Source organism: Hymenobacter terrestris, from assembly GCF_013377905.1.
In the GTDB taxonomy this organism is placed as follows: domain Bacteria; phylum Bacteroidota; class Bacteroidia; order Cytophagales; family Hymenobacteraceae; genus Hymenobacter; species Hymenobacter terrestris.
Genome location: NZ_JABKAV010000035.1, coordinates 26,425 through 36,294 on the forward strand (window position 1 = coordinate 26,425; position 9,870 = coordinate 36,294).

9 protein-coding genes are annotated in these 9,870 nt (G+C 61.1%); all 9 read left to right on the forward strand.

What is annotated here, in order from left to right; all coding sequences use genetic code 11:
• The first annotated feature begins 233 nt into the window (after nt 1-233).
• The 9 genes from HW556_RS12060 to trpA all read left to right on the forward strand — a co-directional run bounded on the left by HW556_RS12060 (nt 234) and on the right by trpA (nt 9,755).
• Nucleotides 234-1,667 (forward strand): alpha/beta hydrolase-fold protein, encoded by a 1,434-nt coding sequence (locus tag HW556_RS12060; RefSeq protein ID WP_176900298.1) that lies wholly within the window; start codon nt 234-236, stop codon nt 1,665-1,667.
• Between the two features lie 342 nt (nt 1,668-2,009).
• Nucleotides 2,010-3,425 carry an anthranilate synthase component I family protein gene (locus HW556_RS12065; RefSeq protein WP_176900299.1) on the forward strand — a complete coding sequence of 472 codons (1,416 nt, stop codon included), beginning with the start codon at nt 2,010-2,012 and terminating at the stop codon, nt 3,423-3,425.
• Between the two features lie 25 nt (nt 3,426-3,450).
• Nucleotides 3,451-4,017 (forward strand): anthranilate synthase component II, encoded by a 567-nt coding sequence (locus HW556_RS12070; RefSeq protein ID WP_176900300.1) that lies wholly within the window; start codon nt 3,451-3,453, stop codon nt 4,015-4,017.
• Nucleotides 4,018-4,082: 65 nt separating this feature from the next.
• Nucleotides 4,083-5,075 (forward strand): anthranilate phosphoribosyltransferase, encoded by a 993-nt coding sequence (gene trpD, locus HW556_RS12075; protein WP_176900301.1) that lies wholly within the window; start codon nt 4,083-4,085, stop codon nt 5,073-5,075.
• A gap of 107 nt (nt 5,076-5,182) precedes the next feature.
• Nucleotides 5,183-5,968 carry an indole-3-glycerol phosphate synthase TrpC gene (gene trpC, locus HW556_RS12080; protein WP_176900302.1) on the forward strand — a complete coding sequence of 262 codons (786 nt, stop codon included), beginning with the start codon at nt 5,183-5,185 and terminating at the stop codon, nt 5,966-5,968.
• A gap of 70 nt (nt 5,969-6,038) precedes the next feature.
• On the forward strand, nt 6,039-6,752 hold the full coding sequence (locus HW556_RS12085; RefSeq protein ID WP_246289631.1) for a phosphoribosylanthranilate isomerase: 714 nt from the start codon (nt 6,039-6,041) through the stop codon (nt 6,750-6,752).
• Nucleotides 6,753-6,758: 6 nt separating this feature from the next.
• Complete coding sequence (locus tag HW556_RS12090) at nt 6,759-7,667, forward strand: ABC transporter substrate-binding protein (protein ID WP_176900303.1); 909 nt, start codon at nt 6,759-6,761, stop codon at nt 7,665-7,667.
• 69 nt (nt 7,668-7,736) lie between these two features.
• Nucleotides 7,737-8,930, forward strand: coding sequence for a tryptophan synthase subunit beta (gene trpB / locus HW556_RS12095; RefSeq protein WP_176900304.1), 1,194 nt, complete (start codon nt 7,737-7,739; stop codon nt 8,928-8,930).
• Nucleotides 8,931-8,978: 48 nt separating this feature from the next.
• Nucleotides 8,979-9,755, forward strand: coding sequence for a tryptophan synthase subunit alpha (gene trpA / locus HW556_RS12100; protein WP_176900305.1), 777 nt, complete (start codon nt 8,979-8,981; stop codon nt 9,753-9,755).
• Nucleotides 9,756-9,870: the final 115 nt, after the last annotated feature.

Consider the following 9,870-nt stretch of genomic DNA (forward strand, 5'->3'; position numbering starts at 1 on the left):
CACACTGCGGCCAGTATGGCCAAGAGGTGTAGGTGAGAGCTTACTCACCCACTACCGGTGCTTCCGGCCAGTCGTGCCAAATGAATTTTCCCGGAAAAATACAGGATGCCAAAATGCCTTGAAACCCAATATTTAGCCTGCTCGTTACCGCTACCGTTCTCTGTTCCTGCTACCTGCCGATTAGGGCGTAGCTTGCTACAAATTCACCCAGCTGCCACCCAACCGTTTCGCCTGTGCTTCGTCTGCTGCTTTCCATAGTAACGCTGTTACCTGCTTTCTATGCCGGTGCCCAAACCACCGTGCGCATCACCACCGTACCGGCCGCCACGCCTGCCGATGCCAGCTTATTTCTGGCGGGCACTTTAAATGGCTGGACGCCCGCCAGCCTTGCGCATGCCCTGGTCCGGCAGTCCGATGGCTCCTATGAGCTGATCCTGCCGGCCACTCTCACCGGGCCGGTAGAGTTCAAATTCACCCGTGGCTCCTGGGCCACCGTCGAAACCAATGCGGCGGGCCAAGACGTAGCCAACCGCCGCCATACGCTAAGCGGCGCTCCGGCTACGCTAAGCCTGACCGTTAGTGGCTGGAAAGACCTGACCGGTGGCGGCCCGCAACCGCCCTGCCAAAGCACTGCCCTGCAGCCCAACGTGCGCGTCATCAGCGAGTCGTTTGCCATGCCGCAGCTGGGGCGCACCCGCCGCATCTGGGTGTACCTGCCCAACGACTACGCCTTGGCACCTGCCAAGCGCTACCCGGTGCTTTACCTGCACGACGGCCAGAATGTATTCGACGCCTGCACCAGCTTTTCGGGCGAGTGGGGTGTGGATGAGACGCTGAGCCAGCTGCAGGCCCAGGGACTCGACGCCGCCGGCAGCATTGTGGTGGCCGTGGATAATGGCGGGGCCGAGCGGCTGAACGAGCTTTCGCCTTGGCGCAATCCGCAATACGGCGGCGGCCAGGGCGACCAGTACGTGGACTTTATGGTTCAAACGCTTAAGCCCTACGTTGATGCCAACTACCGCACCCTTACGGGCCGCGAGTTTACGGGTGTGGCCGGCAGCAGCATGGGCGGGCTGATTTCGACTTACGCCGCCCTGAAATACCCCTTGGTATATGGGCGGGTGGGTGTTTTCTCGCCGGCTTTCTGGTTTGCTCAGCAGCCGTTGTTCACCTACATCAGCCAGCACCCGCCGCGGCCCGATACGCGGTTTTACTTTGTGGCCGGAGCCAACGAAAGTGCCACCATGGCCCCGCTGATGCGGGCCGTACACGATTCGCTGGCTAGAGCTGGCGTGCCGGCTACCAACCTTAGCTACCAGGCGGTGCCCGATGGCCAGCATGCCGAGTGGTTCTGGAAGCGGGAGTTTGCGGCGGCTTACCAATGGCTGAGCCAGCCAGCCGTGGTAACCGCGACCGGGCGGCCGGTAGCTGGGCTGGCGTTCAGTGCCTATCTTAATCCTGTTCGCAACCGCCTCACGGTGCTGCTGCCCGCCGAGGTGCGGGGTAGTGCCCGGTTGGAAATTGTGGATGTGCGAGGCCGCACTGTACGGCGCGAAAAGCTTAAATCGGGGGCCGTGCTTGATGTGAGCGACCTGCCCGCCGGTGTGTACCAGCTGCAGATAACGGCCGGCACGCTGCAGGGCCGGCAGGCGCTGGTGAAGGAGTAGGCAGTTCCTGTTAATGAGCAGGCTGTAGAAACGTCATTCTTCGCTACGGTTTGAAAGACGTTTCTACAGCCTGCTGAAAAAATTCGGGCTTTTTCTTGCGCGTAACCCAACCGTTGGTAGCTTTGCAGCGTTCAACGCCCCAAATCCTGTTTCGGCAATGAGTACTTCGACGATGATGCAAGCTTGGTGGTGGCCCTACGGAAATTCCGGACGGGACAACCTGTGCGTGCGTTAGAATCGAATCCTGATCTTCGCAACTGCTCCAGATGTAACCCGGCCGCCCGCCGGGTTTTTTTGTGCCCGGCGCCGGCCTTTTTCCTGCTCACCGCAACCAGCCCGCGCATGCAATCCTATTCCCTTACTACCCGTTCCCGCCGCATTCTGGCCGATACCGTAACGCCGGTTGGCCTTTATCTGCGGCTGCGCGACCGGTACGACAACTGCCTGCTGCTCGAAAGCTCCGACTACCACGGTCAGCAGAACGCTTTCAGCTACCTCGCTTTCGACCCGCTGGCCCGCTTCGAGCTACGGGGCTCCGAGCTGACGCTGCGCCTGCCGGGCGACGTGGTGGAAACCGAAATGCTGGCCTCGCCGCGCGAGGCGCTGGGACGGCTTCAGGCGTTTGCCGCTGCTTTCCAGACCGAGGATACGGGCCACGATTTTATCACCGGCGGCCTGTTCGGTTACCTAGGCTACGAGGCGGTACAGTCTTTCGAGGACCTCACCCTCAACCCGGAGAAGCAGCCTGCCGGTCCGATGCCGGATATGCTTTATGGCACTTACCGCCACGTTATTGCCATCAACCACTTCCGCAACGAGCTGTATGTGTTCGAGCACACGTTGGCGGGCGAAAAGGTGGATGAGGACGGCCTCACGCGGCTCGTCAACCTGATCCGGAATCCGTCGCTGCCCGATTTCAAGTTTAAAACCGAAGGGGAGGAGCAGAGCAACCAGACCGATGAGCAGTTTCTGGCGGTGCTGGAGCAGGGCCAGAAGCATTGCAACCTGGGCGACGTGTTCCAGATTGTGCTGTCGCGGCGGTTCGAGCAAGGGTTCTCGGGCGACGAGTTCAACGTGTACCGGGCGCTGCGCTCCATCAACCCCTCGCCCTACCTGTTTTACTTCGACTACGGGGCGTTCAAAATTTTCGGTTCCTCGCCCGAAGCCCAGGTGCGCATCAAAGGCCGCGAGGCCAGCCTGTTTCCGATTGCCGGCACTTTCCGGCGCACCGGCAACGACGTGCAGGATGCTGCCCTGGCCCGGCAGCTGGCCGACGACCCCAAAGAAAACGCCGAGCATGTAATGCTGGTAGACCTGGCCCGCAACGACCTGGCCCGCCACGGCGACGCGGTGGAGGTGAAAACTTTCCGCGAAATCCAGTTCTACTCGCACGTTATCCACCTGGTAAGCGAGGTGCGGGCCCGGCTGACTGAGGGCACCAACTCGCTGCAAGTGGTGGCCGATACGTTCCCGGCCGGCACGCTTTCGGGCGCACCCAAGCACCGAGCCATGCAGCTGATTGACCAGTTGGAACCAACCGCCCGCGGCTATTACGGCGGCGCCATCGGCCACCTGGGCTTCAACGGCGACTTCAACCACGCCATCATGATTCGCTCGTTTCTCAGCAGCGGCGGCCGGCTCTACTTCCAAGCCGGGGCCGGCGTGGTAGCCGCCTCCGACGTCCATTCTGAGCTGCAGGAAGTCCACCATAAGCTGGCCGCCCTGCGCAAAGCCCTGGCCGAGGCAGAAGCTGTTTAGACAATCATTCCTCCGGAATTCCGACATGAACATTCTCGTTCTCGACAACTACGACTCCTTCACCTACAACCTCGTGCAAGTGCTGCGCGAGCTGGGTCACCGCGACAACGTGACTGTGCGCCGCAACGACCAGCTGGCACTCGACGACGTGGAGGCTTACGATGCCGTGCTGCTTTCGCCGGGGCCAGGGCTGCCCGCCGATGCCGGGCTGATGCCGGCCATCATCCGCCGCTACGCATCTTCCAAACGCATACTGGGCGTTTGCCTGGGCCATCAGGGGCTGGCCGAAAGCTTCGGCGGCGAGCTGTACAACCTGCCCCAGGTACTGCACGGCCTTGCCACCGATGCCCGCCTGACGGCCCCCGACCGCCTGTTCGACGACCTGCCCGACACCTTTAAAGTGGGCCGCTACCACTCCTGGAGCGTGCGGCCCGAAACTATGCCGGCCGAACTGGAAGTAACGGCCCTAGACGAGAACGGCCAAGTGCTGGCCTTCCGCCACCGCGAGTACGACGTGCGCGGCGTGCAGTTCCACCCCGAATCCATCCTCACCGAACACGGCCACCAGATGCTGGCCAACTGGCTGAAATAACCCATCAGGCCAACCGCGTCGCCCTACATCTGCGAAATCCAATCATCTGCAACATCTGTGATTCTGTGAAACATATTCTTGCCCAACTTTTCGACCAGCAACTCCTCACGCACGCCGAGGCCCACGAGGCCATGCTGCGCATCGGGCAGGGCGAAGCCAACGCCGCCGAAATGGCCGCTTTTATGAGCGTGTACCGCATGCGCCCGATTTCGGTGCCCGAGTTGGCTGGCTTCCGCGACGCGCTGCTGAGTTTGAGCCGCGACCCCGAGCTGGGCACCCGCGACACGATTGATATTGTGGGTACCGGCGGCGACGGTAAAGACACGCTCAACATCAGCACGCTGGCCTGTTTCGTGGTGGCGGGCGCGGGCTACCACGTCACTAAGCACGGCAACATTGGCGTGTCGTCGGTGTGCGGCTCGTCGGATGTGCTGCGCGAGTTGGGCGTGAACCTGGCCGCCGATAACGACGGGCTGAAACGGCAGCTGGAGCGGGCGAATATCTGCGTGCTGCACGCGCCGGCCTTCCACCCGGCCATGCGCCACGCCGGGCCGGTGCGCCGCGAGCTGGGCGTACGTACTTTCTTCAACATTCTGGGCCCGCTCGTGAACCCGGTGCGGCCCCGCTTCCAGGTGGCCGGCACATTCAGCCTGGAGTTGTTGCGCATCTATCATTACCTGATGCAGCAAACCGATGCCCACTACACCGTGGTACACGCTCTTGACGGCTACGACGAACTCTCGCTAACCGGGGCCGCCAAGCTGGCCACGCCCGCCGGCGAGCGGGTAGCCACCGCCGCTGATTTGGGCCTAAGCGCCACCCGCCCCGAAGAGCTGGCCGGCGGCCAGACCGCCAACGAGTCGGCCCGTCTGTTTGTTGATGTGCTCGAAGGCCGCGCCACCCGCGCCCAGCGCGACGTGGTAACGGCCAACGCTGCCCTGGCCATTACCTGCCGCGAGCCGGATTTCAGCTTTGCCGAAGCCCTGGCTGCCGCGCAAGAGTCGCTGGATTCAGGAAGGGCAAGAAAGGCCCTTACGCTGTTAACCGAGAGCTGTTAGCTGACAGATCCTTCGCTCTTCTGATTTCGATTCAACTCATACACGTTCGTTCAAACCAATGAACATCAAGCCAACAGCTAACAGCTGTCAGCTAAAAGCTTAAAAAAATGACCATTCTCGATAAAATTATTGCCCACAAACGCCGCGAAGTATCCGACCGTCAGAGCCTGGTGCCACTAAAGCTGTTGGAGCAGAGCCTGTATATGGAGGCTAAGCCGCTGAGTTTGCGCCACTATCTGTTGCGCGACGATTTGAGCGGCATCATTGCCGAGTTCAAGCGTAAGTCGCCGAGCAAGGGCGTCATCAACGCCTACGCGCCGGTCGAGCGCACTACGTTGGGCTACATGCAGGCGGGTGCCTCGGCACTGTCGGTGCTCACGGATACCGAGTTTTTCGGCGGTAAAAACGAGGATCTGACCACGGCCCGGCGCTACAATTTCTGCCCCATTCTGCGCAAAGATTTCGTGGTGGGCGAGTACCAGATAATTGAGGCCAAAAGCCTTGGGGCCGATGCCGTGCTGCTGATTGCGGCCGTATTGAGCGGCGAGGAAGTGCTACGCCTGGGCCGGCTGGCCAAAAGCCTTGGGATGGAGGTGCTGCTCGAAATCCATAACGAGCAGGAGCTGACCGACACGCTGCACCCCGATGCCGTGAGCTTGGTGGGCGTGAACAACCGCAACCTGCACGATTTCGCCGTGAGCCTCGACACCTCGGGCGAGTTGGCCCGCCAGATTCCGGACGAGTACGTGAAAGTGACCGAAAGTGGCCTGAACACGGCTGCCGACATCAGGGCGCTGCGCGAGGTGGGCTACCGGGGCTTTCTGATGGGCGAGGCCTTTATGCGCCACGCCCGGCCCGAGCAGGCCTGCGCCGCACTGGTGCAGCAGTTGTAAGGCGCTGCCGCCGTACTCGTCCCTGAACTTCGCTGCCACTGTCCCGGTTGGCTCTTCAAAACCACTGTTTATGGCAACTGCAACTAGTGCCCCCCTGCGTCTGAAAGTCTGCGGCCTGCGGCAGGCTGGCAATATTCTGGAAGTAACCGGCCTCGAACCCGATTTTATCGGCTTCATCTTTTCTCCCCAGTCCAAGCGCTTTGTGGGCGAGGAGCTGCGGCAGGAGCTGCTGAAAAGTCTGCCGGCCAGCGTGCGTAAAGTGGGCGTATTCGTCGACCAAAGCACGGCCGAAATCCTGCGGCAGGTGTGTCGTTACGGCCTCGATTTAGTGCAGCTGCATGGCAGTGAGACTCCGGCCCAGTGCGCCGAGTTGCGGGCAGGTGGCGTGGGTGTCATCAAAGCGTTTGCGGTGGGCGAGGCAGTTGATTTCGCTGTTCTGGAGCCCTACACGGCGGTGTGCGACTACTTCCTGTTCGATGCGGCCGGACCCCAGCCGGGCGGCAACGGCACCCGCTTCAACTGGGAGCTGCTGCGTCAGTATGCGTTGCCCGTACCGTATCTGCTGGCCGGTGGCATCGGCCCCAGTATGGTGGCCGAACTGGCCCACTTGCGCTTGCCGGGCCTGTACGGGTTTGATGTAAACAGCGGCTTCGAAACCGCGCCGGCCCTCAAAGATGCGGCCGTTCTACGCCGGTTCTTCGCCGATCTGCGGCCCAGTTCAGCTGCTCTGCCTGCGTCCGCTGCCAGTGCAGCCCGCGCTTCAACCACTTCTGCCGCCAACTAAAACCGCATGGATAAGCTGACTATTGCCCTCGACTGGACCGTCAATCCCAACCACTCGGGCTTTATTGTGGCCCAGGAGCAGGGCTTGTATGAGGCGGCCGGACTGGTCCTTACAATTGGTACGCCCGACACAGACAACTATGCACTCACACCAGCCAAGAAGGTGGAGTTGGGGCAGGCCGATTTCGCACTCTGCCCGCTGGAAAGCATCATCAGCTACCGCACCAAAGCTAAGCCGTTCGATGCGCTGGCCGTTGCGGCGCTGCTGACTGAGGACCTGAGCAGCATCGTGACGTTGCGCCGCGACGATATCCGTTCGCCCCAAGACCTTGCGGGCCGGACGTACGCCTCGTACCGAGCCCGCTACGAAGACCAAATTGTACGGCAGATGGTGCGCAACGACGGTGGTCTGGGCGAGTTGGTTATCACCTACCCGCAAAAGCTCGATATCTGGAATACGCTGCTGACTGGCCAGGCCGATGCTACCTGGATTTTTGATAATTGGGAAGGCGTGGAAGCGGAGTTGCGCGGGGTACCTCTCACTAGCTTTCGCTTGGCCGACTACGGGATTCCTTATGGCTATTCGCCGGTTATTATGGCTTCAGAAAAGCGGCTGCGGGCGCGTACCGATGCCTACCGGAAGTTCATGCAGGCCACCAAGCAAGGCTTCTTGTTTGCCCAAGCCAATCCCTCCGAAACCGCAGTGCTGCTAGAAAAATGGGTGCCACCAGCCGACCGCCGACCCGAGCTGCTACTGCAAAGCCAGCGCCATACCGGCCCCTATTACGGCACTGCAGCCACCTGGGGCAGAATGGATTCTGATAAAGTGCAGACCTATCTGACTTGGCTCTACGAGCAGCAGCTGGAGAGGCAGCAATTTTCTCCGGCCGAAATCACGTCCAACGAGTTGTTATAACTACCGGCCCTCCCAATCAAGCGCCGGCTTATCCTGGCCCGCATCTTTCATCGCATCATTGCTTCACTCATGACTGTTCCAACCTACCAGCAACCTACCGAACGCGGCTATTACGGCCAGTTCGGCGGCGCCTTCATCCCGGAAATGCTCTACCCCAACGTGGAAGAGCTGCGCCAGCAATACCTGTCCATTATGGCCGAGCCGGCGTTCCAGCAGGAGTACCAGCAGCTGCTGCGCGACTACGTGGGCCGGCCCACGCCGCTGTTCGAGGCCAAGCGGCTGTCGGCTAAGTACAACACCCGCGTGTTTCTCAAGCGCGAGGATTTGTGCCACACCGGGGCCCATAAAGTCAACAACACGGTAGGGCAGATTCTGCTGGCCCGGCGGTTGGGCAAAACCCGCATCATTGCCGAAACCGGCGCTGGCCAGCACGGCGTGGCCACGGCCACCGTGTGCGCCCTGATGGGCATGGAGTGCATCGTGTATATGGGCGAGGTGGACATGGAGCGGCAGAAGCCCAACGTGTACCGCATGCGCCTGCTGGGCGCCGAAGTGCGGCCCGCCAGTAGCGGCAGCAAAACGCTGAAGGATGCCACCAACGAGGCCATCCGCGACTGGATTTCAAACCCCGTTGATACCCACTACATTATCGGCTCGGTAGTCGGTCCGCACCCGTACCCCGATTTGGTGGCGCGCCTGCAGGCCGTTATTAGTGAGGAGATGCGCAAGCAGTTGCTGGAAAAAACCGGCTCCGAGCTACCGCAATATGTGGTAGCCTGCGTGGGCGGTGGCTCCAACGCGGCCGGGGCGTTCTATCATTTCCTGGAAGATCCGGAAGTGAAGCTGGTGGCCGTGGAAGCGGCCGGACACGGTGTGTATTCGGGGCACTCGGCGGCTACCTCAGTGCTGGGCAAGCCGGGCATTATCCACGGCTCGCGCACACTGCTTATGCAGGATGAGGACGGCCAAATCACTGAGCCCTACTCTATCTCGGCGGGCCTCGACTACCCCGGTATCGGGCCGCTGCACGCGTTTTTGGCTGATGCCGGCCGGGCGCAGTTCATCAGCGTAACCGACGACGACGCGTTGAAAGCGGTAGTGGAATGCAGCCGCCTCGAAGGCATCATTCCGGCCCTCGAAACGGCCCACGCGCTGGCCGTACTCGACCGAATCGGTGCCGGCCCCGACGATGTGGTGGTCATTAACCTATCGGGCCGCGGCGACAAAGACCTGGAAACATACATACAGCAGGACCTGATGTAATATCCTGTTCTCCTGTGTTCCGCACAGGAGAACAGATTATCCCCAATCATGAACCGAATCCAGAACGCCTTCCAGCAGGATAAAAAGCTGCTCAACATCTACTTCACGGCCGGCTATCCGCAGCTTGAAAGTACCGTTCCCATTCTGCGGGCCCTCGCCAACGCCGGAGCCGATGTCATCGAAATCGGGGTGCCGTTTTCTGACCCTTTGGCCGACGGGCCGGTGATTCAGGCCAGCAGCAGCGTGGCGCTGCAGAACGGCATGAACATGCGGGTGCTTTTCGGACAGTTGAAAGACGTGCGTGAGCAGGTCCCCAACACGCCGATTCTACTCATGGGCTACCTCAACCCGGTGATGCAGTTCGGGGTAGAAAATTTCTGCCGCGAGGCCGCCGCCGCTGGTGTCGATGGCGTGATTCTGCCTGATTTGCCGCTTGACGATTACGTGGCCGAGTACCAGGACATCTTCCGCCGCCACAACCTGCGGCCGGTGTTCCTCATCACGCCCCAAACTGCCCCCGAGCGCATCCGCCGCATCGATGACCTGACCGATTCGTTCCTCTACCTCGTATCGGGGCCCGGTACCACGGGCGGGGCTAATACCCAGGCTGAAGGCGTGCAGGAAGCTTATTTCCAGCGGATTTCTGACATGAACCTGCGCAACCCGCGCCTCGTGGGCTTCGGCATTTCAGATAAGCATTCCTTTGATGCAGCCTGCCAACACGCCGAGGGCGCCATCATTGGCTCGGCCCTGATTAAGGCACTGGAGGGCACGGATGATGCCCCGGCCGCGGCGGCGGCTTTCGTTTCTTCAATTATCAAGTAACTCAGGTTGCGCAGCACGACGTAGGGGCGGGGCTTGTCCCCGCCCGCCGCTGAAACGATGCGTTGCAGGGGTTTCCGCCGTTCGATAGTATTGTTCAACGGCGGGGGGGGTGAAA